At 60.4% G+C, this 2,030-nt stretch carries 1 protein-coding gene; it reads left to right on the forward strand.

What is annotated here, in order from left to right:
* A partial coding sequence (locus IRZ24_RS19695) for a tetratricopeptide repeat protein (protein ID WP_297168312.1) occupies window positions 1–2,030 on the forward strand: 2,030 nt, incomplete at both ends.

The following is a 2,030-nucleotide window of genomic DNA, read 5'->3' on the forward strand; positions in this document are numbered from 1 at the left end:
GAGGTAGGGGGTGGCGATGGTGGGCAGGAGCTGCGGCACGGTCGTGAATCTGGTCCGCTGCCGCTAGAGGAGACGGGGGCTGGGCGTTCGGTTGAGGTGATTATTGATCCGATGATTCCTCTGCCGCCGCCGGTGCGTCTGGTGGGACGCGATGCTGAGCTGCGGCGCATTAAGGGACGTCTCTTTGCTGGTGAGGCGGTGGCGCTGAGCGCGTTGAATGGTTTGCCTGGGGTTGGTAAGACCTCGCTGGCGGTGGCGTTGGCGCATGATCCCGAGGTGCGGGCTTATTTCAAGGATGGCATCCTGTGGGCGGCCTTGGGACCGCGTCCGAATATGACGGGGCTGTTGAGTCGCTGGGGGGCTTTGTTGGGGTTGCCAGCGACAGAGGTCGCTGGGCTGACGAGCTTGGAGGCCTGGGCCAGGGCTTTGCGTACGGCGATTGGGCCGCGGCGGATGTTGCTGGTGATTGATGATGCCTGGCGCATTGAGGAGGCGCTAGCGCTGAAGGTGGGAGGGGCTCAGTGTGCTCATCTGTTGACGACGCGTTTTGCGCATGTGGCGACGGAGTTTGCGGTGGAGGGGGCGGCAGCTATCTCAGAGTTGAGTGAGGAGGATAGTTTGACGTTGTTGCGCTTGTTGGCGCCCGCCGTGGTGGAGCAGGAGCCGGAGCGGGTGCGAGAGTTGGTGCGGGCGGTTGGTGGCTTGCCGCTGGCGCTGACCTTGCTGGGGAATTATTTGCGCAAGGAGAGCTATACGGGGCAGGTGCGGCGCATCCGAGCGGCGCTGCAGCGGTTGAGCGATGCGCGGGTGCGTCTGGGGTTGACGGAGTCGCGTGGGCCAGTGGAGGTACATTCGAGCCTACCGGGGGAGCCTGTGCTGTCGTTGCAGTCGGTGATTGCGGTTTCGGATGAGCAGTTGAGTGCGGCGGCACGGATGGCGTTGTATGCTCTCTCGGTCTTTCCGCCGAAGCCGGCCAGTTTTTCTGAGGAGGCGGCGCTGGCGGTGGCGGCCTGTTCGACGGATGAGTTGGATGCGCTGGTGGATGCGGGCTTGCTCGAGAGTAATGGGGGCGATCGCTATTTGTTGCATCAGGTGATTGCGGATTATGCGCGGACGCGCCTGGAGATCCTGGGAACGGAGGCTGTGCAGGCCCCTTTTGCGCGCCTGATGGAATATGCGATCGATTATGCTGAGGTGCATCGCACGGACTATGAGCTGTTGGAGCGGGAGAGCGCGGTGATTCTGGCGGGCCTGGAGGCGGCCTATATGCTGGGACGACAGGCGGAGCTGGTGCGTGGGGTGGTGACGTTTGCGCCATTTTTGCTGGTGCGGGCCTCGTATGGGGTGGCTGAGCACTGGCTGCAGCGCGCGCAGGTGGCTGCTCAGGCGCTGGGCGATCAGCGTGGGCTGACCGGGGTGTTGCTCTATCGGGGACAGGTGGCGCTGCGCCAGGGTAATTATTCAAGCGCTGAGGACTACTATCAGGAGGGGCTGCAACTGGCGCGCACCCTGGGCGATCCTGAGAGAATTTGTGCTCTGCTGACGGATTTGGGAACGGTCTCTTGGCGACGGGGGGAGTATGCTCGTGCCGCAGCGTATCTGCAAGAGGGTTTGCAATTAGCTCGCCAGGGAGGCAATAGAGAGCGCCTTTGTGAGGTACTAGAGACACTCGGTGCTCTGGAGGCGCGTAGGGGCAACTATGCACAGGCGGATATGTATTTACAGGAGGGGTTACGGTTAGCAAGAGAAATTGGAGATAGGGAGCAGATATGTGCAATCCTGATCAACCTAGGGGCATCGGCCTGTGAGCAGGGCAAGTTTGCCGAGGGAGAGCAGCATTTCCAGGAAGGGTTAGGCCTTGCCCGTCAGATTGGGCACCGGCAATGGTTGAGTCTTTTACTCAACAACCTTGGAGATATTTCTCTTGAGCAGGAGAACTATACTCAGGCTGAGGATTTCTTCTTAGAAGGATTAATCTTGGCAAGACAGATAGAACAGCGTGAATGGATTAGCATACTACTTCTAAACTT

The sequence above is a fragment of the Thermogemmatispora sp. genome, assembly GCF_019683755.1.
Taxonomy (GTDB): domain Bacteria; phylum Chloroflexota; class Ktedonobacteria; order Ktedonobacterales; family Ktedonobacteraceae; genus Thermogemmatispora.